Source organism: Psychromarinibacter sediminicola (assembly GCF_029168335.1).
Taxonomy (GTDB): Bacteria; Pseudomonadota; Alphaproteobacteria; order Rhodobacterales; family Rhodobacteraceae; genus Psychromarinibacter; species Psychromarinibacter sediminicola.
The window spans coordinates 1-24242 of the sequence record NZ_JARGYC010000064.1; the positions used below are offsets into that span (position 1 = coordinate 1).

Here is a 24242-nt window from a genome sequence, read left to right on the forward strand (position 1 = left end):
GTTTTTTCAACGAGAAGAAGGGGCTGGGCGTTTCGCTTGGGCTTCTACTGGTCGTGCTGGCGGGGCCGGCCATGGCCGATCCGGCGTCGGATTATGCCGACTATTGCGCGGCCTGCCATGGCGAGAGCCGGCTGGGCGGGCTGGGGCCCGCGCTGATCCCGGAAACGCTGGGGCGGATGCGGGGGCCGGACCTGGACGCAGTGATCGCCGAGGGGCGGCCGGCGACGCAGATGGCGGGGTTCGCCGAAGAGCTTGGGCCCGAGGGGGTCGCGGCGCTGGCCGAGTATCTGCGGCGGCCGCTGGCGAAGGTGCCGGACTGGGGCGCCGAGGAGATCGCGGCGAGCCGGGAGACGAATCCGGACTACGTGGCGGCAGACGCGCCGCAATGGGATGCGGACCCGATGAACGTCACGCTGGCGGTGGAGACGGGGGATCATCACGTCTCGGTGCTGGACGGCGACACGTTCGAGGTGATGGATCGCTTCGCCACGCCCTTCGCGGTGCATGGCGGGCCCAAGTTCACGCCGGACGGGCGTTTCGTCTTCATCATGTCGCGCGACGGCTGGGTGCAGAAATACGACCTGTGGGCGCTGCAGGAGGTCGGGCGCGTGCGCGCCGGGCTGAACAGTCGCAACATCGCGATCAGCGCGGACGGCGAGTGGCTGGCCGTCGCCAACTACCTGCCGATGACGCTGACGATCCTGGCGACCGACGACCTGTCGGTGGCGAAGATCATGCCGGTGGTGGCGAAGGACGGCACCGAGAGCCGGGTGTCGGCCGTCTACCAGGCGCCGCAGCGCGACAGCTTCATCCTGGCGCTGAAGGACGCGGCCGAGATCTGGGAGGTGTCGACCGACCCGGAGGCGGCGCCGGTCTACGAGGGTTTCGTGCATTCCTACGAGACGGGGATGGTGGAGGCGCTGGCCTCGTCCGAGGGGCTGTTCGCGCGGCGGCGGATCGAGATCGACGAGCCGCTGGACGATTTCTTCTTCTCCGACGACTACCGCAACCTGATCGGGGCGGCGCGCGACGGCAGCCGCGCGGTGGTGGTGAACCTCGTGGTCGGCCGGGCCATCGCGGAATTGCCGCTGGAGGGGATGCCGCATCTGGGCTCGGGCATCAGCTGGGAGCTGGACGGCCGGCGGGTGATGGCGACGCCGCACCTGAAGGAGGGCAAGCTGTCGGTGATCGACACCGAAAGCTGGGAACTGGTGAAGACGATCGAGACGGACGGCCCCGGCTTCTTCCTGCGCAGCCACGAGAACACGCCGTATTTCTGGGCCGACGTGTTCTTCGGGCCGAACCGCGACGCGATGCACGTGATCGACAAGCGGACGCTGGAAATCGTGAAGACCCTGCGCCCGGTGCCCGGCGCGACGGTGGCGCATGTGGAGTTCACCCGGGACGGGCGGCATGCGCTGGTGTCGGTCTGGGAAGAGGACGGCGCGGTGATCGTCTACGACGCGGCGACGCTGGAAGAGGTCACGCGGCTGCCGATGAACAAACCCTCGGGGAAATACAATGTCTGGAACAAGATCACCTTTTCCGAAGGCACCAGCCACTGAGGCGCTGATCGTCGCGCACGGGCAGCCATCGGACCCGGCGCCGGCGGAGGCCGCGCTGGCGAAACTGGCCGCCCAGGTGCAGGCGCTGCGGCCGGAGGGGCCGGTGCGCGCGGCGACGATGGCGGCACCCGCGGCTCTGGAGAGCGCGCTGGCGACAGCGGGCGGGCCGGTTCTGGTCTATCCGCTGTTCATGGCGGCGGGCTGGTTCGTGACCGACGCGCTCCGCAAGCGGCTGGCGGGGGCGCCCGCGACGGTGCTGCGGCCGCTGGGGCTGGACCCGGGGCTGGAGGCGGTGGCGCTGCGCGGCCTGCGGGTGTCGGCGGCGCGGCGCGGCTGGTCCGAGGGCGAGACGGAGGTGCTGCTGGCGGCGCATGGCTCGGCCACCGGGACCGCGGCGGGACGGGCGGCGCAGGGCTTTGCCGCGGCGCTCGCGGCGCGCTGGCCGGGGCCGGTCGCGGCGGGCTTCGTGGAGCAGGCGCCGGGCGTGGACGAGGTGGCGCGCGGGATGGGCGCGCGGATGCTGTGCCTGCCGTTCTTCGCGGCCAACGGGAACCACGTGCGCGACGACGTGCGCACGGCGCTGGCCGCGGCGGGGCGGGCGGACGCGCTGTTGCCGCCGCTGGGGGCGCATCCGGCGGTGCCAGAGCTGATCGCGGCGGCGCTGCGGGCCGCCGAGGGGCTGGGAGCGGCGGCATGACCGGAACGGGGCGCTGGCCGGTCCGGAAGCTCGCGGTCCTGATGTATCCCTTCGCGATGCCGGCAGTGGCGATCAACCTGTTCATGCTGGGGCTGACCGGGCAATGGGTCGGCCTGCCGGCGCTGGCGCCGGTGACGGCGCTGGTGGTGTCGGTGCCGCTGGGCGTGCCGGCGGCCTGGCTGGCCGGGCGGTGGTGCCGGTCGCTGATGGACCAGGCGGACTGACCGCGCCGGTTTTCGTTTGACTTCGCCCGGCGCGCCGGGGACACACCGCCGCAACGATGGCAACCAGCGGGCCTGCGGTGATGAACGAAAACCCCGGCGGCGGGGACGACGTGCGGGAACAGATGGCGCGGGTCCTGCGGACCGAGGCGGGCGCGCTGAGCGCCATGGCCGAGACGCTGGGCCCCGAGCACCTGCGCGCCGTCGAGATCCTGGCCTCGGCCCGCGGCCGGGTGATCGTCAGCGGCATCGGCAAGTCGGGCCATATCGCGCGCAAGATCGCCGCCACGCTCGCCTCCACCGGCACGCCGGCGCAGTTCGTGCATCCGACCGAGGCGAGCCACGGCGATCTGGGCATGATCACCCGCGAGGATGTCTGCCTGATCGTGTCGAATTCCGGCGAGACGCGGGAGCTGGCGGATCTCGTCACCTACAGCCGGCGCTTCGCGATTCCGCTGATCACCATCACCGGGCGGCGGGGCAGCACGCTCGACGCGCAGTCGGACGTGACGCTGTTCCTGCCCGACGCGCCCGAGGCCTGTTTGATCGGGGTGGCGCCGACGACCTCGACCACGGCGTCGCTGGCGCTGGGCGATGCGCTCGTGGTGGCGCTGATGCATCGGCGCGGGTTCCGGCGCGAGGATTTCCAGCTGTTCCATCCCGGCGGCAAGCTGGGGGCGCAGCTGACCAAGGTCGAGGCGATGATGCACAGGGGCGACGAGCTGCCGCTCCTGGCGCCCCGCACGCCGATGCGCGAGGGGCTGATCACCATGACGTCGAAGGGCTTCGGCGTGGCCGGGATCGTCGAGGCGGACGGGCGGTTGAGCGGGATCATCACCGACGGCGACCTGCGACGCAACATCGACCAGCTGATGGGACGGATGGCCGGCGAGGTCGCGACCCGCAACCCCAAGACGATCCCACCCGACACGCTGGGCTCGGAGGCGCTGAAGCTGATGAACGAGGCGAAGATCAGCGCGCTGTTCGTGGTGGACGAGGACGCGCGCGTGCTGGGCCTTTTGCACATTCACGACTGCCTGCGCAGCGGCGTCGCCTGATCCGGAGGAGGCCTGTTCCATGAAGACCGTCGAGATCGGCAATATCCGCATCGCCAACGACCGGCCCTTCGCGCTGATCGCCGGGCCCTGCCAGCTGGAAAGCCTGGAGCACGCGCGGCGGCTGGCCGGAGAGATCGGCGAGATCGCGGCGGGGCTGGAGATCCCCTTCGTGTTCAAGGCCAGCTACGACAAGGCGAACCGTTCGTCGCTGGCGGGCAAGCGCGGGCTGGGGATCGAGGCGGGGCTGGATATCCTGGCGCGCATCCGCGACGAGTTCGGCTGCCCGGTCATCACCGACGTGCATGACGTGCCGCAGGTGCGGCGGGCGGCCGAGGCGGTGGACATCCTGCAGATCCCCGCCTTCCTGTGCCGGCAGACCGACCTGCTCATAGCCGCCGGAGAGACCGGGCGGGCGATCAACGTGAAGAAGGGGCAGTTCCTGGCGCCCTGGGACATGGCGAACGTGGCCGACAAGATCGCCTCGACCGGGAACGAGCGGATCCTGCTATGCGAACGCGGGGCGAGCTTCGGCTACAACATGCTGGTGTCGGATTTTCGGTCGTTGCCGATCATGGCCGGCACCGGCTATCCAGTGGTGTTCGACGCGACGCATTCGGTGCAACTGCCCGGCGGGCTGGGCGGCGCGTCGGGCGGGCAGCGGGAGTTCGTTCCGGTGCTGGCGCGGGCCGCGGTGGCCGTGGGCGCGGCCGCGGTGTTCATGGAGACGCACGAGGATCCGGACAACGCGCCCTCGGACGGGCCGAACATGGTGCCGCTGGCGGAGCTGGGCGGCGTCCTGCGGTCGTTGAAGGCACTGGACGAGGTGGTGAAGGGCTGACGCGGGGCGCGATCGTCGGGGCGCGATCGAGGGGACGAGGACCGGAAGATGGGCGAGGATTCCAGCGATACGGAATTGGCGGATCTGGCAGAGGCCCTGCGCGGGCTGTTGCCGCGCTATGGGCGGTCCGAGGCGGCGGAGCTGTCGCTCCTGACCGTCTCGGAGAACGGGACGTTCAAGGTCGAAGAGGCGGGGCGCGACCCGTTGATCCTGCGGATGCACCGGCCGGGCTATCATACCGTGGACGAGATCGCGTCCGAGCTGGCATGGATCGACGCGCTGCGGCAGGAGGGCGTGCTGGACACGCCGGCCATCGTGAGCGCCGAGGACGGGCCGCGGATCCTGGAGGTCGCGTGTGGCGCCGCGCGGCGGCATGTCGTGGCCTTCGCGTTCGTGCCGGGGGTGGAGCCGAAACCGGGCGACGACTTGGTGCCGGGGTTCCGGACGCTGGGGGCGATCAGCGCGCGGCTGCACCGGCACGCGCGTAGCTGGGAGCAGCCCGGCGGGTTCACGCGCAAGACCTGGAATTTCGAGACCATCGCCGGCGACCGGCCGCACTGGGGGGCGTGGCAGGACGCGCTGGGGCTGACGCGCGAGGGGCGGCTCGTGCTGGACCGCCTGGCGGCGGCGCTGAAGGCGCGGCTGGCCGACTGGGGCGAAGGCGCCGAGCGCTTCGGGCTGATCCATGCCGACCTGCGGCTGGCGAACCTGCTGGTGGAGGACGGCAAGCTGACGGTGATCGACTTCGACGATTGCGGGTTCGGCTGGTTCCTGTTCGACTTCGCAGCCGCCGTCAGCTTCATGGAGGACGACCCGTCGGTGCCGGACCTGCAGGCGGCCTGGGCGGAGGGCTATCGCGAGGTGGCCGAGCTGTCGCCGGAGGCCGAGGCCATGCTGCCGACCTTCGTGATGCTGCGCCGGCTGCAACTGACCGCGTGGATCGCCAGCCATTCCGAGACGCCGACGGCCGCGGAAGTGGGCGCGGGGTTCACCGACGGAACCGTGGCGCTGGCCGAGCGCTACCTGACGGGCGGCTGACCGCGCGTCCGCCGCGGGCAGTTGAGACTCCGCCGCAATCACGTTAGGTAACGTGCGTCCCGCCGCCGGATCGGCCGGGCAGGAGCGAGCGCGCAGATGAACAAGCAGGCGAAACCGCCCGCGACCAAACTGACCCAGGACCCGCACGCCCTCCGCGACCAGCGGGAGAAGAACCTGGAGGTGGCCATCGGCCGTCAGGTGCGCGACTTGCGCAAGCGGCAGCGGATGACCGGATCGGACCTCGCGGCCGTGTCGGGCCTGTCGGTCGGCACGCTGTCGAAGATCGAGAACGGCCATATCTCGCCCTCGCTGAACACGCTCCAGGTTCTGGCCGATGCGCTTCGCGTCCCGTTCGTCCAGCTTTTCTCGGGCTTCGACGAGCCGCGCTCGGCGATGCATGTGAAGGCGGGCGAGGGCGTGGAAATCGACCGCGCGGGAACCCGGGCCGGGCATCAGTACAGCCTTCTCGGTCATATCGGGTCGAACGATTCCGGCGTTGTGGTGGAACCCTATCTGATCACGCTCACCGACGAGAGCGACACCTTCCCGACCTTCCAGCACGAAGGGATCGAGTTCCTCTACATGATCGAGGGGCAGGTCGACTATCGCCACGGCGACCGGATCTACCGTCTCGCGCCCGGCGACTCGCTGCTGTTCGACGCCGACGCGCCGCACGGGCCGGAGGTGCTCGTGGAGCTTCCCTCGCGCTACCTGTCGATCATCACCTACCCGCAGCAACGCTGACGCGCGGCCGGCCGCGGGACACGGGCGCGCCGGGAAATGCGCTGGACATTCGGCGGGGCGCGGTGTCCGCTTCGGAGCGGGGCATGGCGGAGCCGGACCATCGCGACCGCGGTTGCCCTGTCGGACGGGACGAAGAACGGTGGGGTTGGCCCGACATGCGGTTCTCTGGGTTCAGGCTGGTCGCCGAGGCGCTGCGCGGGCACAGCGGCTGGAAACCGCTCTGGCGCGATCCCGCGCCGCAACCCGCCTATGACGTCGTCATCGTCGGCGGCGGCCACGGCATGGCCACGGCCTATTACCTGGCAAAGACGTTCGGCCAGGCGCGGATCGCGGTGCTGGACAAGGGCTGGGTCGGCGGCGGCAATATCGGGCGGAACACCACGATCATCCGCTCGAACTATCTGCTGCCCGGCAACGAGCCATTCTACGAATTGTCGATGACGCTGTGGGAGGGGCTGGAGCAGGAGTTGAACTTCAACGCCATGGTCAGCCAGCGCGGCGTGCTGAACCTGTGCCACACCGACGGCCAGCGCGACAGCTTCCGCCGGCGCGGCAACGCGATGCGTCTGGCCGGGGCGGATGCGAAGCTGCTGGAGGCCGACGAGGTGCGCGCGATGGCGCCCTTCCTGAACTTCGACAACGCCCGCTTCCCGATCAAGGGCGGGTTGCTGCAGGGGCGCGGCGGCACGGCGCGGCATGACGCGGTGGCCTGGGGCTATGCGCGGGGCGCTGATGTGGCGGGCGTGGACATCATCCAGAATTGCGAGGTGACGGGCTTCGATATCGACAACGGCCGGGTCACCGGTGTGCAGACGACGCGCGGGCCGATCCGGGCCAATACGGTGGGCGTGGCCGTGGCCGGGAATTCGGGCCGGGTGATGGGGCTCGCCGGGATGCGGCTGCCGATCGAGAGCCACGTTCTGCAGGCCTTCGTGACGGAGGGGCTGAAGCCCGCCATTCCGGGTGTCATCACTTACGGCGCCGGGCATTTCTACATCAGCCAGTCCGACAAGGGCGGGCTGGTCTTCGGCGGCGATATCGACGGCTATAATTCCTACGCGCAGCGGGGGAACCTTCCCACGGTCGAGGACGTGGTCGAGGGCGGCATGGCGCTGATGCCGATGATCGGGCGCGCGCGGCTCTTGCGCTCCTGGGGCGGCGTGATGGACATGTCGATGGACGGCTCGCCGATCATCGACGCGACGCCGGTCGAGGGGCTCTATCTGAACGCCGGCTGGTGCTATGGCGGGTTCAAGGCGACGCCGGCCTCGGGTTATTGCTTTGCGCATCTGCTGGCCACGGGGCGGCCGCACGAGGTGGCGGCGGCCTACCGGCTGGACCGGTTCGCCCGCGGCCACGTGATCGACGAACGCGGCGCCGGCGCGCAGCCGAACCTGCATTGAGGGACGGTCATGGTCGAGGCGACAAAATCTTCCAGAAGATTTTGCAAGGCGCAGAATTTTCTAGAAAATTCGGAAGGGGCACGATCTTCTAGAAGATCGTGTGGGCCGCGCACATGCTGATCCCGCATCCCCTTCTCGGCCCGCGCGACGCGCAGGAATTCACCTATCTCGGCGACGCCCGGCTGCTGGAGCGCCCGGACCCCGCGGCCGAGAACGCCGAAGCGCGGTTCTGCGACTACGTCTACCTGCGCGACAACCCGGCGGGCGTGCATCGCGAGCTGTGGTTCCACGAACACGGCGACCGGTCCTGGCTGGTGGTTACCCGCGACACCGTCACTCACGAGATCCTCGGCGCGGAGCTGGCGGCGGACGTGAAGGGGGCCGGGGCATGAGCCGGATCGACGGCGGGCTGATCGACCGCACCCGCACGCTGACCTTCCGCTTCGATGGGCGGCGCTACCAGGGGCATCCGGGCGACACGCTCGCCTCGGCGCTCCTGGCGAACGGCGTGCGGCTGGTGGGGCGCAGCTTCAAGTATCACCGGCCGCGCGGGGTGCTGAGCGCAGGGTCGGAGGAGCCGAACGCGCTGGTCACGCTGCGTAGCGGCGCGCGAGCGGAGCCGAACACGCGCGCGACGACGGCCGAGCTGTTCGACGGGCTGGAGGCGGCGAGCCAGAACCGCTGGCCCACGGTGGGTTTCGACCTGCTGGCGGCGAACGACCTGTCGGCGCCGCTGCTGACGGCGGGATTCTACTACAAGACCTTCATGTGGCCGCGCGGCTGGTGGGAAAAGCTCTACGAGCCGGCGATCCGGCGCGCGGCGGGGCTGGGTCGGCTGTCGATGGAACCGGACCCGGACGCCTACGACAAGGGGTTCCTGCATCCCGACCTGCTGGTCGTGGGCGGCGGCGCGGCCGGGCTGGCGGCGGCGCTGACGGCGGGGCGGGCGGGGGCGCAGGTGGTGCTGGCGGACGAGGACTTCCGGCTGGGCGGGCGGCTTCTGGCCGAGCGTCACGCGCTGGACGATGCGCCGGCGGCGGACTGGGTGAGAAGCGTCGAGGCAGAGCTTGCCGGCCTTCCGAACGTTCGGATGCTGACGCGCGCGACGGTGTTCGGGGCCTACGACCACGGCGTCTACGGCGTGGTGGAGCGGGTGTCGGACCACCTGGCCCGGCCGGGCGGGGCGGTGCGGCAGACGCTGTGGCGGATCACGGCGAAGCGCACCGTCCTGGCCGCCGGGGCGACCGAGCGGCACATTCCGTTCCGCGACAACGACCGGCCGGGGATCATGCTGGCCGGCGCGATGCGGGCCTATGCCAACCGTTGGGCGGTGGCGCCGAAGGGCCGGGTGGCCGTGTTCACCAATAACGACGACGGGCACCGGACGGCGGCGGACCTCGTGGCGCGGGGCGTGCCGGTGATGGCGGTGATCGACCCGCGCGAGGATGCGCCGAACCTGGGCGGCTACCCGACCTGGACCGGGGCGGTGGTGACGGGCGCGCGCGGGCGGCGCGGGCTGTCGGCCATCGAGGTCGTGCGGAACGGCCGGCCCGAATGGGTCGAGTGCGCGAGCCTCGGCGTCTCGGGGGGCTGGAACCCGAACGTGGCACTGGCCTCGCACCACCGGGGCCGGCCGCAGTGGTCGGAGGAGCATCTGGCCTTCCTGCCGGGTGCGGAGTTGCCGCCGGGGATGGTCGTGGCCGGGGCGGCGGCCGGGAACGGGACGACCCATGCGGCGCTGCGCGACGGGGCGATGAAGGCGCGGGACGCGCTTGAAGAGCTCGGGGTGCGGGCCGCGGCGATTGATCTGCCGGAGGCCGAGGACAGGCCGGACCGGCCGGCCGCCTACTGGCACGTGCCGGACAGGGGACGCGCCTGGGTCGACTTCCAGAACGACGTGACGGTCAAGGATATCCGGCTGGCGCACAAGGAGAACATGCGCCCCGTCGAGCAGCTGAAGCGCTGGACGACGCTGGGGATGGCCACGGACCAGGGCAAGACGGCGAACGTGACCGCGCTGGCCGTGATGGCGGAGCTGACCGGCAAGGGCATTCCGCAGACCGGCACCACGATCTTCCGGCCGCCCTACACGCCGGTGGCTTTGTCGGTGCTGGGTGGCGGCGATACGGGCGCGCATTTCCGGCCCACGCGGCTGACACCGACGCATGAATGGGCGAAGGCGCAGGGGGCGGAATTCGTCGAGGTCGGCCAGTGGATGCGGGCGCAGTATTTCCCCAAGGACGGCGAGACGCACTGGCGCCAGTCGGTGAACCGCGAGGCGATGGCGGTGCGCAAGAGCATCGGCCTGTGCGACGTGACCACGCTGGGCAAGATCGACGTGCAGGGTGCCGAAGCCGGCGAATTCCTGAACCGGGTCTATTCCAACACGATGGCCACGCTGAAGGTCGGCCGGGTCCGCTATGGCCTGATGCTGCGCGAGGACGGGGTCGCCTATGACGACGGCACCTGCGCGCGGCTGGGCGAGGACCACTACGTGATCACCACGACCACGGCCAATGCCGGCCTCGTCTTCCGCAACATGGAATTCGCGCGGCAGTGCCTGTGGCCCGATCTGGACGTGCAGCTGATCTCGGCCACCGACGCCTGGGCGCAGATCGCCGTGGCGGGGCCGCAGTCGCGTACGTTACTGTCGCGGATCGTCGATGACGCCGACCTGTCGAACGAGGCCTTTCCGTTCATGGCCTGCGCCGCGGTCACGGTCTGCGGCGGGCTGCGCGCGCGGCTGTTCCGGATCTCGTTCTCGGGCGAGCTGGCCTACGAGATCGCGGTGCCGGCGCGCTACGGCAACGCGCTGATGGAGCGGCTGATGCATCGCGGACAGGACCTGGGCGTCACGCCCTACGGGACCGAGGCGCTGGGCGTCCTGCGGATCGAGAAGGGCCACGCAGTGGCCGCCGAGATCAACGGGCAGACCACGGCGGCGATGCTGGGGCTGGCGCGGATGGTGTCGGAGAAGAAGGATTCCATAGGGGCTGTGATGTCACGGCGCGCGGGGTTGGTGGAGGATCGGCGGCGGCTCGTCGGGCTGAGGCCCGTGGACCCGTCGCGTCAGGTCGTGGCCGGCGCGCATCTGTTCACGGCGGGGGCCGAACAGAGGACCGAGACGGATCAGGGCTGGGTCACGTCGAGCTGCTTCTCGCCGCACCTGGGCAGCTACATCGCGATGGGGTTTCTGGAGGATGGGCAGGACCGGCTGGGCGAGATCGTCGTCGCGGCCGACCCGTTGGCTGGGACCGACATCGAGGCCAAGGTGGTCAGCCCGCATTTCGTCGATCCGGAGGGGGAGCGGCTGCGTGACTGACCTGACCCCGATCACCGCGCTCGGCACGGCCGAGGCGCCAAGCGTCGCCTTCGGGCCGCTGACCGTGGCGGAGGACGCGCGGCTGGGGCTGGCCTCGCTCGCGTTGAGACGCGGCGCGGACGTGCCGGAGCCGATGGGGCTCAAGCTGCCGGGGCCGGGCGACTGCGTCGCGGGCGCGGGCGTCGGCGCCTTCTGGACCGGGCCGGGGCAGTGGATGCTGGAGGCGCCGGGCCGGGCGGAGGAGGACTTTGCCGCCGAGGTCGCCCGCAACGCGCCGGGCTGTTCGGTGACCGAGCAGACGGACGGCTGGGCGGCGTTCGACATCGTCTCCGACGCGGGCGCCGCGCCGGTCGACGCGCTGCTGGAACGGCTGGTGAACCTGCCGCCGGCGTCGCTTTTGCCGGGCAAGGCGACGCGGACCGTGCTTGAACATCTGGGCGTTTTCGTTATCCGACGAGCCGGGGACCGGCTGACGGTCCTGGGGATGCGATCGGCGGCGGGATCCTTGTGGCACGCCCTGACCGTCGCGGCAAAACGGCGAGAGGACGCGGGATGACGGCAGAGATCATCGACGGCAAGGCATTTTCCGAGACGGTGCGCGGCAAGGTGGCCGAGGGCGTGGCCGCGCTGAAGGAAACGCATGGGATCACCCCGGGACTGGCCGTCGTGCTGGTGGGCGAGGATCCGGCGAGCCAGGTCTATGTGCGCAACAAGGGCAAGCAGACCGTGGAATGCGGGATGCAGAGCTTCGAGCACAAGCTGGACGCCGCGACGTCCGAGGTCGACCTGCTGGCGCTGGTGGAACAGCTGAACGCCGACCCGGCGGTGCATGGCATCCTGGTGCAGCTGCCGTTGCCGGATCACATCGACGCGGACAAGGTGATCAACGCCATCGCCCCGGCGAAGGACGTGGACGGGTTTCACATCCTGAATGTCGGCCTGCTGGGCACCGGGCAGAAAAGCATGGTGCCCTGCACGCCGCTCGGCTGTCTGATGATGCTGCGCGATCATCACGGGTCGCTGTCGGGGCTGAACGCCGTGGTCGTGGGCCGGTCGAATATCGTCGGCAAGCCGATGGCGCAGCTTCTGCTGGGCGACAGCTGCACCGTGACCATCGCGCATTCGCGGACGAAGGACCTGGCCGGCGTCTGCCGGTCGGCGGATATCCTGGTGGCCGCCGTGGGCCGGCCGCAGATGATCCCCGGCGACTGGGTGAAACCCGGCGCGACCGTCATCGACGTCGGCATCAACCGCATCCCGGCGCCCGAGAAGGGCGAGGGCAAGACTCGGCTGGTGGGCGACGTGGATTTCGAGACCGCCAAGGAAACCGCGGGCGCGATCACCCCCGTGCCCGGCGGCGTCGGGCCGATGACCATCGCCTGCCTGCTGGCCAACACCCTGACCGCCTGCTGCCGCGCCAACGGCCTGCCGGAGCCGGAGGGGCTGACCGCCTGAGAGCTCGCGCATAGCCCGTTTTCGACCTAATCGGCCTGCATAGCCGACCGACCGGAGAATCCGTATGCCCCGCTACACCCTGACCGTCACCTGCCCCACCACCCGCGGCATCGTCGCCGCGATCTCGGCCTACCTGGCCGGGAAGGGCTGCAACATCACCGACAGTTCGCAGTTCGACGACTTCGAGACCGGCAGCTTCTTCATGCGGGTCAGCGTGGACAGCCAGGAGGGCGCGGGGCTGGACGACCTGAACGCGGATTTCGCGGAGACGGCCGAGCGGTTCGGGATGGACTATGCCTTCCACGACGAGACCGAGAAGATGAAGGTGAACATCATGGTCTCGCGCTTCGGGCACTGCCTGAACGACCTGTTGTACCGCTGGCGGATCGGGGCGCTGCCGATCGACATCGTGGCGGTGATCTCGAACCACATGGATTACCAGAAGCTGGTGGTGAACCACGACATCCCATTCCACTGCATCAAGGTCACGAAGGAGAACAAGCCCGACGCCGAGCGGCGGATCATGGACGTGGTCGAGGAGACCGGCGCCGAGCTGATCGTGCTGGCGCGCTACATGCAGATCCTGTCCGACGAGATGTGCCGGACGATGTCGGGGCGGATCATCAACATCCACCATTCCTTCCTGCCGTCGTTCAAGGGGGCGAACCCCTACAAGCAGGCGTTCCGGCGGGGGGTGAAGCTGATCGGGGCGACGTCGCACTACGTGACGGCGGATCTCGACGAGGGGCCGATCATCGAGCAGGACATCGTGCGAGTGACCCACGCCCAGAGCCCGGAGGATTACGTGAGCCTCGGGCGGGACGTGGAGGCGCAGGTGCTGGCAAGGGCGATCCATGGCCATATTCACCGGCGGGTGTTCCTGAACGGGAACAAGACCGTGGTGTTTCCGGCCTCGCCCGGGTCGTACAAGTCCGAGCGGATGGGATAGGGGATCGCAGCGGCGTGCCGTGAACACGTCACCGTTCCGGATGGCGCGGCGCTTGCACCAGGCCCATGAGACGCCCCGGGCTTGGGACGACCGGAGCGCGCCGCCACGCGGTTCGGAAGCGGGCCGGATGCGGGCGGATTTTCGCCGTCCTGTCGGTCCCCGGCCGGTTTTGCGAGTTTCCGCCGCGTCAATCGAGGCGACATGTGGTATCCTCCGGCAGAGCGCCGCCCGGTCCTTAAGGAGGGTTCCATGCGCAGCAGACGTCTTGGCCTTGCCGTCGGCCTCCTCGCCGGTGTTATCGCAATCGGCTACGGCATCTATCTTCTCGGCGCCCGCCAAGAGGTCGAGACCGCCGAGCCCGACCCCTATCGCTATGGATTCCTGCTGATCCCCATGCTGGCGCTCGGCGGTGGCTGGATCGTGGACTGGAATGGAGCGCTGGCCGCCCTGCTTCTGGCCGCGGCGGCGGTCGTCGCGCTGCTGGCATTCGGGCTGACGCTGCCCACGCTGATCCTAGCGGTTCTGCTGGGCGGCGCGGCGCTGGTCATCATGCTTCCGGATCTTCTGTGACCGGGACAGGTTTCAGCGCGACTGTGCAGGCCGGGCTGTCGTAGCGACGACCGGCCGCGACGCGCCCGTCAGCCGGACCCTGCCGCGTCGTCGCCGGAGGCCGTGGTCGCCGACGCAGGGATATCCAGGTACTTGCAGAGCAGCCGCTTCAGCTGCGCCATCTCCCGCGGGGTCAGCCCGCTTTGCCGCCGCGCGTCCTGGGCGCGCAGCGCGGGCAGCAGGCGATCCACCGCCGCCTCGCCCTCGCGGGTCAGGGTCAGCTCCACCGTGCGCCGGTCGGACGGGTTGGAGCGGCGGTGGACCCAGCCCTGCGCCTCGAACCCTTTCAGAAGCTTGGTCAGATAGGCGAGCTTGATCAGCAGCATGTCGGCCAGTTCGCCGTGGCGGATGCCGGGATTGGCGCGGATCACCGCCAGCACCGAGATCTGCGCCGTGCCGGGGTCGGCGATCTGGGGATTGGCGCTGTCGGCGGCATAGACATGGGCCTGTGCCAGAGACAGCAGGAACCCCGACATCTCGGTCAGCCCGCCATAGCTGCGCCGCCGGATCCCGGTGTCGTGCCGGGGGGCTGCGTCCATCCCCGTCCTCCCGCGCGGCCCCTGTGCCGCCCCGATCGTTTCCATGTAAATTTTCTGGCATGGCCGCGTCGTTTCAGGCAAGTCATTTGTCGGGGCACTGGCGGTCCGGGCGCCATGTGGTAGAGGAAGGGGCGGCAGCGGATCGCGGGGAGGGACATGACGCAGACGATCTACATCCTGAACGGGCCGAACCTGAACCTGCTGGGCAAACGCCAGCCGGAGATCTACGGCCGCGAGACTCTGGCGGACGTGGAGCGGCTGTGCCGCGAGGTGCTGGCCGACGGCACCGACCTGAGGATGATGCAGTCGAACTGGGAGGGCCAGATCGTCGACTGGATCCACGAGGCGCGCGAGGCGGCCGCCGGGATCGTGATCAATCCGGGCGCGCTGACGCATACCTCGGTGGCGGTGCTGGACGCGCTGAACGCCTTCGAGAGGCCGGTGATCGAGGTGCATATCTCGAACGTCCACAAGCGCGAGAGCTTCCGGCATCACTCCTATGTCTCGCTGCGCGCCGACGGCGTGATCGCGGGGCTGGGCATCGAGGGATACGTGGCGGCAGTGCGGCGGCTCTGCACGCTGCTGGGATAAGAAGGAGACACGCGCATGGACTTGCCCCGGAACCACTTCAAGGCCGCGATTATGGCCGGCACGCCGCAGATCGGGCTGTGGTGTTCGATCCCCGACCCGACGATGACCGAGATGCTGGCGGGCTGCGGCTACGACTGGATGATGATCGACACCGAGCATTCGCCGATGGATCCGCTGGTGGTGCAGCCGATGCTGCAGGCGGCCGCGGCCTATCCGGTCAGCACGCTGGTCCGGCCGACGGCGCTGGACCCGGCGCAGATCAAGAAGTTCCTCGACGCGGGGGCGCAGACGGTGATGGTGCCCTATGTGCAGACGAAGGAGGAGGCGGAGCTGGCCGTCGCCTCGGTGACCTATCCGCCCGACGGCATCCGCGGCGTGGCCGGCGTGACCCGGGCGAGCCGGTTCGGGGCGGTGAAGGATTACGCCACCCGGGCGCGCGAGGAGATCTGCCTGATCGTGCAGATCGAGACCAAGGGCGCGCTCGACCGGCTGGAGGAGATCGCCGGGGTGCCGGGCGTGGACGCCGTGTTCGTTGGCCCCGCGGATATGGCGGCGTCGCTGGGATATGCGGGCCAGAACGGCCACCCGGAAGTGCGCAAGGCCTGCGCCGACGCGATCCGGCGCATCCGGGCGCTGGGCAAGCCGGCGGGTTTCCTGTCGCCGGACGACTCGCTTCTTGAGGAGATGACCGAAGCGGGGAGCGTTTTCACGGCGGTGGACCTGGACACCACGATCCTGCGCCGCGGCGCGCTGGCGCGGGCGAAGGCGTGGAAGGACCGGGTCGGCTGAGCGCCGGGGCAAGGCGCTTCGAAGCGCCTTGCGCAAGGGCCTTGCAAGGCCCTTGCAAGCGGTTGCGAATCCGCTTGCGCCAAGCCGCCTCGAAGCGGCTTGTGCCCGGATGCCCCGCTGCGGGCTTGGCATTCCGGCCGCCCGGGCCTAGCGTCGCCGCATGACCGGGTCCGACAGCCTCGACAGCCGATATTCCTGGGCGCGCCTCGGCGTCACGCTGGCCGTGGCGTCGGTGGGCAATGTCGGCATGTGGGGCGTCATCATGGTGATGCCCGCCGTGCAGGCGGAATACGGCGTGGACCGGGCCGATGCCTCGCTGCCCTGGACGCTGACGATGATCGGCTACGCGCTGGGCAACCTGCTCTTGGGCCGGGCGATCGACCGGTTCGGCGTGACGCGGGTGCTGATCGCGGCGGCGCTGGCGAATGCGGGCGGCTTCGTGCTGGCGCCGCTCGGCGGGTCGGTGTGGTGGATGGCGGCCTGCCAGCTGCTGATCGGCTTCGGCACGGCGGCGAGTTTCGGGCCGCTGATGGCAGACATCTCGCACTGGTTCCTGAAGCGGCGGGGCATCGCCATGGGGATCGCGGCCAGCGGCAATTACCTCTCCGGCGCGATCTGGCCCTGGGCTCTGTCGGGCGTGCTGGTCAGCCACGGCTGGGAGACGGTCTATCTGGCCTTCGCGGCGCTGTCCCTGGCGGTGATGATCCCCGGCGCGCTGGCGCTGCGGCGCCGGGTGTCGGAGGAGGCGCGGGTTGCCGCCGACGCGCTGTCGGGGGCGAACCGGGGGCGGGTGAAGCTGTCGCCCGCCGTGCTGCAATGGGCGCTGGTGGTGGCCGGGGTCGGCTGCTGCGTGGCGATGTCGATGCCGCAGGTGCATATCGTGGCGCTGTGCACCGACCTGGGCTACGGGCCGGCGGTGGGGACCGAGATGCTGTCGATGATGCTCTGGGGCGGGGTGCTGTCGCGGCTGATCTCGGGGCTGCTGGCGGACCGGCTGGGCGGCGTGATCACGCTGCTGATCGGCTCGACGCTGCAATGCATCGCGCTGGTGCTGTACCTGCCGGCGGGCGGGCTGGTGTCGCTTTACGCCGTGAGTATCGTCTTCGGGCTGAGCCAGGGCGGGATCATCCCGAGCTATGCCGTCATCGTGCGCGAATACATGCCGGCGCGCGAGGCGGGCGCGCGGGTGGGCGTGGTGATCTTCGCGACGATCCTCGGCATGGCGCTGGGCGGCTGGCTGTCGGGGTGGATCTACGACGTCACCGGCAGCTACACGGCGGCGTTCCTGAACGGGATCGCCTGGAACGTTCTGAACATCGCGATCATTGGCGGGATCTTCCTGGCGACGCGGCGGAGACGGGAGGCAGTGCATGTCTGAGTTCGGGCCGGCGGAGGCGGCAGCGCTGCTGCGCGACACCTTTGCGCCGTGGATCGAGGAGATGGGGCTGGAGCTGGTCGAGGGCAGCGCGGCGGGCGCGATGCTTCGGCTGCCCCGGTCGGAGCGGCTGCAGCTGCGCGGCGGGCCGGGCCAGGGCGTGCTCTGCGGCCAGGCGGTGGCGGCGGTGGCCGACACGTCCTGCGTTTTGGCGCTGGCGGCGGCGAACGTGCGGTTCCGCAACTGCACGACGGTGGACATGTCGGTGCGCTTCATCCGGCCGGTGCCGGACGGCGCGGCGGACGTGGTGGTGGACATCGAGTCGAACGGCCGGACGCTGGCCGTCTGCCGCGTGTCGGTCCGGGCCGAGGGCAGCGCGAAGACCGCGGCGCTGGCGACGGCGACCTTCATGTACCTGGAGGCGTGAGGTTGGAGCTTCCGGCCGCGCCTTTCGGAGGGCGCCCGCCCGCCCGCCCCGCCCTCCGAAAGGCGCGTGGGAGGCACTCCGGCGCCGGGGCGGGATCGGTTTGGGGCGTGACGAAGGGGACGGGATGATACCGGAGGAGATTGCGGAGAAGAGCGCGGCGGCGATGTGGGCGCGCGACGATGCCTCGCGCTGGGTCGGCATGGAGCTGGTCGAAGTGGCGCCGGGGCGCGCGGTGACGGCGCTGACCGTGGCGGCGCATCACACCAACGGGCAGGACATCTGCCATGGCGGGGTGATCTTCAGCCTCGCCGACAGCGCCTTCGCCTTTGCCTGCAACAGCTACAACAAGACCGCCGTGGCGCAGCACAACATGATCTCGTTCATCGCGCCGGGGATGACCGGGGACCGCTTGACGGCCGAGGCCCGCGAGGTCAGCCTGCGCGGGCGCAGCGGGATCTACGACGTGCGGGTGACGCGGGACGACGGCGCGCTGATCGCCGAGATGCGGGGCTGTTCGCGCATCATCCCCGGCACGCATTTCGACCTGACCGACGCGGACGAGACGTGATAGACCGCAGACGAGACGCTTGCAGGAGGGATGTCCCGTGAACCTGGACCTGACGAAGAACGACCTGAGCCACGTGGTGGAGGCCGACAAGGCCCACGTGTGGCATCACCTGGTGCAGCACAAGCAGTTCGAGACGGTCGATCCGAAGATCATCGTCGAGGGCAAGGGCCTGCGCGTCTGGGACGCGGCGGGGCGCGAGTATATCGACGCGGTGTCGGGCGCGGTCTGGACCGTCAACGTGGGCTATGGCCGGGCGCGGATCGCCGACGCGGTGCGCGACCAGATCCTGCGGATGAACTTCTTCGCCGGCGCGATGGGCACGGTGCCCGGGGCGCTGTTCGCCGAGCGGCTCTTGGAGAAGATGCCGGGGATGAGCCGGGTGTATTACTCGAACTCGGGGTCCGAGGCGAACGAGAAGGCGTTCAAGATGGTGCGCCAGATCTCGGCGCGGCACTACGGCGGCAAGAAGCAGAAGATCCTGTACCGCGACCGCGACTATCACGGCACCACCATCGCCTGTCTCGCCGGCGGCGGGCAGGACGAGCGGAACGCGCAATACGGGCCGTTTCCGGAGGGCTTCGTGCGGGTGCCGCACTGCCTGGAGTACCGCAAGCAGTGGGACGACGTGTCGGGCGCCGCGTACGGGCGCCGCGCGGCGGATGCCATCGAGGAGGTGATCCTGCGCGAGGGGCCGGACACGGTGGGCGCGCTGTGCCTGGAGCCGGTGACCGCCGGCGGCGGGGTGATCGTGCCGCCCGAGGGCTACTGGCCGCGGGTGCAGGAGATCTGCCGGAAATACGACATCCTGCTGCATATCGACGAGGTCGTGTGCGGGCTGGGGCGGACCGGCACATGGTTCGGCTATCAGAACTGGGGCGTGGAGCCAGATTTCGTGACCATGGCGAAGGGGGTGGCGTCGGGCTATGCCGCGATCTCCTGCACGGTGACGACCGAGAAAGTCTTCGAGATGTTCAAGGACGACGCGGAGGATCCGATGAGCTATTTCCGCGATATCTCGACCTTCGGCGGCTGCACCGCCGGGCCGGCGGCGGCGCTGGAGAACATGGCGATCATCGAGGAAGAGGGGCTTCTGGACAACTGCCTCGCCATGGGCGAGCGGCTGATGGGCAACCTCGCGGCGCTGAAGGAAAAGCACGCGGTCGTGGGCGACGTGCGCGGCAAGGGGCTGTTCTGCGGCGCCGAGCTGGTGGCGGACCGGGAGACCAAGGAGCCGGTGGCGGAGGCCGACGCCAAGGCGGTGGTCGCCGAGTGCATGGCGCGGGGCGTGATCATCGGGGTGACCAACCGGTCGCTGCCGGGGATGAACACGACGCTGTGCCTGAGCCCCGCGCTGATCGCCACGCCGCAGGATATCGACGCGATCACCGCGGCGATCGACGGCGCGCTGACCAAGGTGTTCGGATGATCTGACGGAGCGCCTGCGGCGCGTTCTTTCTCTTGCGCTGGGGGGCGCTGCCCCCCAGACCCCCCGGGATATTTCCAGTCAGAAGAAGCGGGTAAACGGGCATGTCTTCGATGTTGGTGCATATTCATACGGGGCCTGCGGATGCGAACAAGGCGACACTGGGCTTGCTGGTGGCGCTGACGGCTGCGACCGAGGGGCATGACGTGACCGTGTTCCTCGCGGGCGACGGGGTGCATCTGCTGGCGCCGGCCTATCGTGAGCTGGAGGGCGAGGGGACCGGGGTGGTCGGCGAACACCTCGCACGGCACGGGGCCAAGGGGACGCGGTTCCTGGTCTCGGGCAAGTCGGCGAAGGCGCGGGGCTATGACGAGGCGTTGCTGGAGGGGCTGAACGCCGAATTCGCGATGCCGGAGAAGCTAGTGGAACTGGCGGCGGCCTCGGGCACGGTACTTTGCTATTGAAGCTCGGCACGGGCCGGCCGGGCCGGGATCTGCGTATTTGGAACGAGAAGAAGCCCGGGGGGCGGATTGCATCGGCGGCGGGCTTTGCTATGAGGCGCGGGATGCGCTGAAAGGGCCGGGCGATGGATCATTTTCTTTACCGTGACGGGGTGCTGTTCGCCGAGGACGTGCCCGTGCCGGAGATCGCCGCGGCGGTGGGGACACCGTTCTACGTCTATTCGGTGGCCACCTTGACGCGGCATGTCCGGCTGTTCGACGAAGGGCTGGCGGGGCTGCCGCATTTGATCTGCTACTCGATGAAGGCCAATTCCAACCAGGCGGTCGTGAAGCTGATGGGCGATCTGGGCGCCGGGGTCGACGTGGTCTCGGGCGGGGAATACGCGCGGGCGAAGGCGGCGGGCATCCCGGGCGAGCGGATCGTGTTTTCCGGCGTCGGCAAGACGCGCGAAGAGATGCGGATGGCGCTGGAGGGCGGTGTCCGGCAGATCAACCTGGAGAGCGAGCCGGAGATGCGGGCGCTGTCCGAGGTGGCCGCGGCGATGGGGGTGACGGTGCCGGTGGCGGTGCGGGTGAACCCGGATGTCGATGCCAGGACGCACGAGAAGATCGCCACCGGCAAGTCGGAGAACAAGTTCGGCATCCCGATCTCGCGGGCGAGCGAGGTCTATGCCGAGGTCGCCGCCATGCCGGGGCTGGAGGTTGTGGGAATCGATGTGCATATCGGCAGCCAGCTGACCGACCTGCAGCCTTATCGCGATGCCTATTCGCTGGTCGCGTCGCTGACGAAACAGCTTCGCGCCGAGGGGCACGCCATCACGCGGCTGGATCTGGGCGGCGGGCTGGGCATCCCCTACGAGCGGTCGAACGCGGCGCCGCCGCTGCCCACCGAATATTGCGACGTGGTGCGCGAGACGGTGGGCGATCTGGGCTGCGAGATCGAGATCGAGCCGGGGCGTCTGATCGCGGGCAATGCGGGCCTGCTTGTGGCGCGGGTGATCTATGTGAAAGAGGGCGAGGGGCGGAGATTCCTGATCCTCGACAGTGCGATGAACGACCTGGTGCGGCCGTCGATGTATGGCGCCTATCACGACATCGTACCGGTCGCCGAGCCCGCGGCGGGGGTGGATTATGCGCCCTATGACGTGGTCGGGCCGGTCTGCGAATCCGGGGATACCTTTGCCAAGGGGCGGATGCTGCCGCCGCTCTCGGAGGACGATCTGGTGGCGTTCCGCTCCGCCGGGGCCTATGGCGCGGTGATGGCGAGCGAGTACAATACCCGCCCGCTGGTCCCGGAAGTGCTGGTCGGCGGCGATCAATTTGATGTCATCCGGGCGCGACCGTCCTTTGACGAGATCGTCCGCCGCGATAAAGTTCCGGCATGGCTGTAACGCGCTATCCCGTGCGCCAGCCCAACGCCGCGGGGAGATGCACGGGGACATGATCGACACGACGACGCCCTCCGCCGACGCGCTGCGACGCCTGAGCCGGCCCCTGCGGCTGACCCGCCTGGGCATGGTGGCCGAGCGCGCGACGCGGGCGTTCTGGCCGTTCTGGTCCGTCGCGCTGATCGCGCTGGCCGCGCTGATGCTCGGGCTTCACGAGACATTGCCGCTGGAGGCCGTCTGGACCGGGATCGTGATCCTGGCGCTGGGCGGGCTCGCGGCGCTGGTCTGGGGCGTGCGGCGGTTCCACTGGCCGCGGGCGGACGAGGCGCTGGATCGGCTGGACCGGACATTGCCGGGGCGGCCGATCACAGCGCTGGGCGACACCCAGGCCGTCGGCGCAGGCGACGCGGCGAGCCAGGCGGTGTGGAAGGCACATGTCGCGCGCATGGCCGACAAGGTGGCGGGCGCCCGGGCGGTCGAGCCGAACCTGCGGATATCCGAGCGGGATCCTTACGCGCTGCGCTACGTGGCGGCGCTGCTCTTCGCGGTGGCGCTGCTGTTCGGGTCGTTCCTGCGCGTGGCCACGGTGGGCGAGGCGATGCCGGGCGGGACCGGCGACGTGGTGGCGACGGGGCCGAGCTGGGAAGGATGGGTCGAGCCGCCGGCCTATACCGGCAAGCCGTCGCTCTACCTGAACGACATCACCGCGGACGGATTCTCGGTGCCCGAGGCGAGCCGGGTCACGATCCGGCTTTACGGCGAGGTCGGCGACCTGACCGTGGCGGAGACCGTGTCGAACCGCACCGAGGACGTGCCGAGTGCGGCGGAGGCGACGCAGAGCTTCGAGGTGGTGCGCGACGGGCGCATCGCCATCGACGGGCCCAACGGCGCCTCCTGGGACATCTCGGTCAGCGCCGACAGCGCGCCCGAGGTGACCATCCTGGGCGAGCCGGAGCGCGGGCTGGCCGGCGAGATGCGGCAGAACTTCGGGGTGACGGACGACTACGGCGTGCGCGCGGGCCGGGCCGAGATCACGCTGGACCTGGCCTCCGTCGACCGCCGCTATGGCCTGGCGCCCGAGCCGGAGCCGCGCGAGCCCATCGTGCTGGACCTGCCGATGACGATTTCCGGCGACCGGTCCGATTTCGAGGAGGTGCTGGTCGCCAACCTCGCGCAGCATCCCTGGGCGACGCTGCCGGTGACGATGGTGCTCTATGCCGAGGACGACCTGGGCCAGGTGGGCCAGTCGGAGCCGGCGCATGTCACGCTGCCGGGGCGGCGGTTCTTCGACCCGCTGGCGAACGCCATCATCGAGATGCGCCGCGACCTGCTTTGGAACCGCGCCGCGAACGGCAACCGGATCGCGGACGTGCTGCGCGCCGTCAGCTACCAGCCCGACGACGTGTTCGACAGCGAGACGGCCTATCTCAAGCTGCGCGTGCTGCTGCGGCGGCTGGAGCTGCTGGACGAGTACGGGATGACCGACGAACAGCAGGCCGAGCTGGCGCAGGCGCTGTGGGACATCGCGGTGCTGATCGAGGAAGGCAGCCTGTCGGACGCGCTGGAGCGGCTGCGCGAGGCGCGCGAGCGGCTGGAAGAGGCGATGCGCAACGGCGCCACCGATGAGGAGATCGCCGAGCTGATGCGCGAGCTGCGCGAGGCGACGCAGGACTATATCCGCCAGCTGGCCGAGCAGCAGCGCCAGGACGGCGAAAACCAGGAGCAGGCGCAGAACCAGGGCGAGCGGCGCGAGATCACCGGCGACCAGATCGAGGCGCTGATGGAGCGGCTGCAGGAGCTGATGGAGCAGGGCCGCATGGACGAGGCCATGGAGCTCATGGAACGGCTCAGCCAGCTTCTGGAGAACCTGGAGGTGACCGAGGGAGAGGGCCAGCCCTCGCCGGGGCAGCAGGCGATGGAGGGGCTGGGCGAGACCCTGCGCAACCAGCAGGATCTCAGCGACGAGACCTTCGGCGACCTGCAGGAACAGTTCGGACAGAACCAGGGCGGCCAGCAGGGCAACCGCGGCATGCCCCCGGGGCAGCAGAACGGCCAGCAGGGCAACGGGCAGAACATGCCTGGCCAGGGTCAGGATCAGGGGCAAGGGCAGAGCGGGCCCCAGGGCGAAGGCGAGGGCATGCCGGATGCCGGTACGCTGGCCGAGCGGCAGCGCGCGCTGCGCGAGGAGCTGGGGCGGCAGCAGGGCAACCTGCCGGGCGCCGGCACGCCGGAGGGCGACGCGGCGCGCGAGGCGCTGGACCGCGCCGGCCGCGCCATGGACGAGGCCGAGGAGGCGCTGCGCAACGACGACCTGGCGGGCGCGCTCGACAGCCAGTCCGAGGCGATCGAGGCGCTGCGCGAGGGGATGCGGAACCTGGGCGACATGATGGCCCAGAACCAGGAGAACCAGGGCCAGCAGGGCGAGGCGCAGGGCCAGGCGAACAACAGCCAGGCGCGCGATCCGCTGGGCCGGGAACCGGGCACCAACGGCGAGATCGGCACCGACGAAGAGATGCTGCAGGGCGACGACGTCTATCGCCGGGCGCGGGAGCTTCTGGAGGAGCTGCGCCGGCGGTCGAGCGACCAGACCCGGCCGGACGAGGAGCTGGACTACCTGCGGCGGCTTCTGGACCGGTTCTGAGCTGCGCGTCGCAAAATCTTCTGGAAGATTTTGAGTTTGCAGGATTTTCTAGAGCTTCGTGCGTTTAATCGTGGGCATATCCTGCGGCCTTGAAGTAGTTCCAGCATTCGTCGGGTTCGAAGAGATCGCAGATGTCGCCGA

24 protein-coding genes are annotated in these 24242 nt (G+C 69.8%); 23 read left to right on the forward strand and 1 reads right to left on the reverse strand.

Features of this window, described 5'->3' with window-relative positions:
• Window positions 1-23 precede the first annotated feature (23 nt).
• The 14 genes from P1J78_RS19105 (at window position 24) to P1J78_RS19170 (ending at window position 13860) form a co-directional block, all read left to right on the forward strand.
• Entirely contained in the window at window positions 24-1565 is a 1542-nt protein-coding gene (locus tag P1J78_RS19105; RefSeq protein ID WP_309568142.1) for a cytochrome D1 domain-containing protein, read from the forward strand.
• On the forward strand, window positions 1522-2262 hold the full coding sequence (locus P1J78_RS19110) for a sirohydrochlorin chelatase (RefSeq protein ID WP_275568986.1): 741 nt from the start codon (window positions 1522-1524) through the stop codon (window positions 2260-2262). Before P1J78_RS19105 ends, P1J78_RS19110 begins: the two co-directional genes overlap by 44 nt.
• A complete protein-coding gene (locus tag P1J78_RS19115) occupies window positions 2259-2486 on the forward strand; it encodes a hypothetical protein (protein WP_275568987.1) in 228 nt (75 codons plus the stop codon). Before P1J78_RS19110 ends, P1J78_RS19115 begins: the two co-directional genes overlap by 4 nt.
• An 80-nt stretch (window positions 2487-2566) precedes the next feature.
• Window positions 2567-3541 carry a KpsF/GutQ family sugar-phosphate isomerase gene (locus P1J78_RS19120; RefSeq protein ID WP_275568988.1) on the forward strand — a complete coding sequence of 325 codons (975 nt, stop codon included), beginning with the start codon at window positions 2567-2569 and terminating at the stop codon, window positions 3539-3541.
• A gap of 19 nt (window positions 3542-3560) precedes the next feature.
• Window positions 3561-4379: a 3-deoxy-8-phosphooctulonate synthase gene (gene kdsA, locus P1J78_RS19125; RefSeq protein WP_275568989.1), complete on the forward strand. Its 819-nt coding sequence runs from the start codon at window positions 3561-3563 to the stop codon at window positions 4377-4379.
• A 48-nt stretch (window positions 4380-4427) separates the two neighbouring features.
• A complete protein-coding gene (locus P1J78_RS19130) occupies window positions 4428-5417 on the forward strand; it encodes a phosphotransferase enzyme family protein (RefSeq protein ID WP_275568990.1) in 990 nt (329 codons plus the stop codon).
• 96 nt (window positions 5418-5513) lie between these two features.
• On the forward strand, window positions 5514-6161 hold the full coding sequence (locus P1J78_RS19135) for a helix-turn-helix domain-containing protein (protein WP_275568991.1): 648 nt from the start codon (window positions 5514-5516) through the stop codon (window positions 6159-6161).
• 155 nt (window positions 6162-6316) lie between these two features.
• Window positions 6317-7564 (forward strand): sarcosine oxidase subunit beta family protein, encoded by a 1248-nt coding sequence (locus P1J78_RS19140; RefSeq protein ID WP_275568992.1) that lies wholly within the window; start codon window positions 6317-6319, stop codon window positions 7562-7564.
• Between the two features lie 113 nt (window positions 7565-7677).
• Entirely contained in the window at window positions 7678-7956 is a 279-nt protein-coding gene (locus tag P1J78_RS19145; RefSeq protein WP_275569009.1) for a sarcosine oxidase subunit delta, read from the forward strand.
• On the forward strand, window positions 7953-10886 hold the full coding sequence (locus tag P1J78_RS19150) for a sarcosine oxidase subunit alpha family protein (RefSeq protein ID WP_275568993.1): 2934 nt from the start codon (window positions 7953-7955) through the stop codon (window positions 10884-10886). Before P1J78_RS19145 ends, P1J78_RS19150 begins: the two co-directional genes overlap by 4 nt.
• A complete protein-coding gene (locus P1J78_RS19155; RefSeq protein WP_275568994.1) occupies window positions 10879-11442 on the forward strand; it encodes a sarcosine oxidase subunit gamma in 564 nt (187 codons plus the stop codon). The genes P1J78_RS19150 and P1J78_RS19155 overlap by 8 nt, the downstream gene beginning before the upstream one ends.
• On the forward strand, window positions 11439-12341 hold the full coding sequence (gene folD / locus P1J78_RS19160; protein WP_275568995.1) for a bifunctional methylenetetrahydrofolate dehydrogenase/methenyltetrahydrofolate cyclohydrolase FolD: 903 nt from the start codon (window positions 11439-11441) through the stop codon (window positions 12339-12341). The genes P1J78_RS19155 and folD overlap by 4 nt, the downstream gene beginning before the upstream one ends.
• Before the next feature lie 64 nt (window positions 12342-12405).
• Entirely contained in the window at window positions 12406-13290 is an 885-nt protein-coding gene (purU, locus tag P1J78_RS19165) for a formyltetrahydrofolate deformylase (protein WP_275568996.1), read from the forward strand.
• A gap of 249 nt (window positions 13291-13539) precedes the next feature.
• Complete coding sequence (locus tag P1J78_RS19170; RefSeq protein WP_275568997.1) at window positions 13540-13860, forward strand: hypothetical protein; 321 nt, start codon at window positions 13540-13542, stop codon at window positions 13858-13860.
• Between the two features lie 68 nt (window positions 13861-13928).
• Here P1J78_RS19170 and P1J78_RS19175 read toward each other — a convergent pair whose 3' ends face one another.
• Window positions 13929-14438 carry a MarR family winged helix-turn-helix transcriptional regulator gene (locus P1J78_RS19175; protein ID WP_275568998.1) on the reverse strand — a complete coding sequence of 170 codons (510 nt, stop codon included), beginning with the start codon at window positions 14436-14438 and terminating at the stop codon, window positions 13929-13931.
• 156 nt (window positions 14439-14594) lie between these two features.
• Between P1J78_RS19175 and aroQ the strand changes: the two genes are divergently transcribed.
• The 9 genes from aroQ (at window position 14595) to P1J78_RS19220 (ending at window position 24101) form a co-directional block, all read left to right on the forward strand.
• The gene (gene aroQ / locus P1J78_RS19180) at window positions 14595-15029 is read left to right on the forward strand and encodes a type II 3-dehydroquinate dehydratase (RefSeq protein ID WP_275568999.1); all 435 of its coding nucleotides are present in this window, start codon (window positions 14595-14597) and stop codon (window positions 15027-15029) included.
• 15 nt (window positions 15030-15044) lie between these two features.
• On the forward strand, window positions 15045-15818 hold the full coding sequence (locus P1J78_RS19185) for an HpcH/HpaI aldolase family protein (RefSeq protein WP_275569000.1): 774 nt from the start codon (window positions 15045-15047) through the stop codon (window positions 15816-15818).
• A gap of 160 nt (window positions 15819-15978) precedes the next feature.
• Window positions 15979-17196: an MFS transporter gene (locus P1J78_RS19190; RefSeq protein WP_275569001.1), complete on the forward strand. Its 1218-nt coding sequence runs from the start codon at window positions 15979-15981 to the stop codon at window positions 17194-17196.
• A complete protein-coding gene (locus P1J78_RS19195; RefSeq protein ID WP_275569002.1) occupies window positions 17189-17620 on the forward strand; it encodes a PaaI family thioesterase in 432 nt (143 codons plus the stop codon). The genes P1J78_RS19190 and P1J78_RS19195 overlap by 8 nt, the downstream gene beginning before the upstream one ends.
• A gap of 124 nt (window positions 17621-17744) precedes the next feature.
• Complete coding sequence (paaI, locus tag P1J78_RS19200) at window positions 17745-18188, forward strand: hydroxyphenylacetyl-CoA thioesterase PaaI (RefSeq protein WP_275569003.1); 444 nt, start codon at window positions 17745-17747, stop codon at window positions 18186-18188.
• 37 nt (window positions 18189-18225) lie between these two features.
• Complete coding sequence (locus tag P1J78_RS19205) at window positions 18226-19614, forward strand: aminotransferase family protein (protein WP_275569004.1); 1389 nt, start codon at window positions 18226-18228, stop codon at window positions 19612-19614.
• Window positions 19615-19715: 101 nt separating this feature from the next.
• Complete coding sequence (locus P1J78_RS19210; RefSeq protein WP_275569005.1) at window positions 19716-20075, forward strand: DsrE family protein; 360 nt, start codon at window positions 19716-19718, stop codon at window positions 20073-20075.
• 122 nt (window positions 20076-20197) lie between these two features.
• Window positions 20198-21463: a diaminopimelate decarboxylase gene (lysA, locus tag P1J78_RS19215; RefSeq protein ID WP_275569006.1), complete on the forward strand. Its 1266-nt coding sequence runs from the start codon at window positions 20198-20200 to the stop codon at window positions 21461-21463.
• A 49-nt stretch (window positions 21464-21512) separates the two neighbouring features.
• Window positions 21513-24101: a TIGR02302 family protein gene (locus P1J78_RS19220; RefSeq protein ID WP_275569007.1), complete on the forward strand. Its 2589-nt coding sequence runs from the start codon at window positions 21513-21515 to the stop codon at window positions 24099-24101.
• Window positions 24102-24242: the final 141 nt, after the last annotated feature.